Origin of the sequence: Streptomyces sp. AC555_RSS877 (assembly GCF_019049245.1) — a bacterium.
Lineage (GTDB): Bacteria > Actinomycetota > Actinomycetes > Streptomycetales > Streptomycetaceae > Streptomyces.
The window spans coordinates 1-578 of the sequence record NZ_JAGMUK010000133.1 but is presented as its reverse complement, the minus strand read 5'-3'; the positions used below and the strand labels follow the sequence as shown (position 1 = coordinate 578).

The 578-nt window shown below is 71.3% G+C and carries 1 protein-coding gene; it reads left to right on the top strand.

Annotated features, from left to right (window positions below):
* A partial coding sequence (locus KUM49_RS37660; RefSeq protein WP_217241475.1) for an AMP-binding protein occupies positions 1-578 on the top strand: 578 nt, incomplete at both ends.

The following is a 578-nucleotide window of genomic DNA, read 5'->3' as shown; positions in this document are numbered from 1 at the left end:
CGTACGAGGACGCGTACGCGGCCTCCGCGGAGTTCCTGCCCGACGGGCCGACCCTGGCCGGCGATCCGCTGATGCTGTACTTCACCTCCGGTACGACGGCCCGCCCCAAGCTGGTCGAGCACACCCACGCCTCGTACCCGATCGGGCACCTGGCGACCATGTACTGGATCGGCCTCGAACCCGGTGACGTCCACCTGAACATCTCCTCGCCGGGCTGGGCCAAGCACGCCTGGTCCAACCTGTTCGCGCCGTGGAACGCGGAGGCGACCGTCTTCATCCACAACTACACGCGCTTCGACCCGGCCCGTCTGATGGCCGAGATGGACCGGGCGGGCGTCACGACGTTCTGCGCCCCGCCCACCGTGTGGCGCATGCTCATCCAGGCCGACCTCACCCAGCTGCGCACCCCGCCGCGCGAGGCCGTGGCGGCCGGCGAGCCCCTCAACCCCGAGGTCATCGAACAGGTCCGCCGCGCCTGGGGCGTGACCATCCGGGACGGCTTCGGGCAGACCGAGACCGCCGTCCAGGTCTCCAACAGCCCCGGCCAGCCCCTCAAGACCGGCTCCATGGGCCGCCCC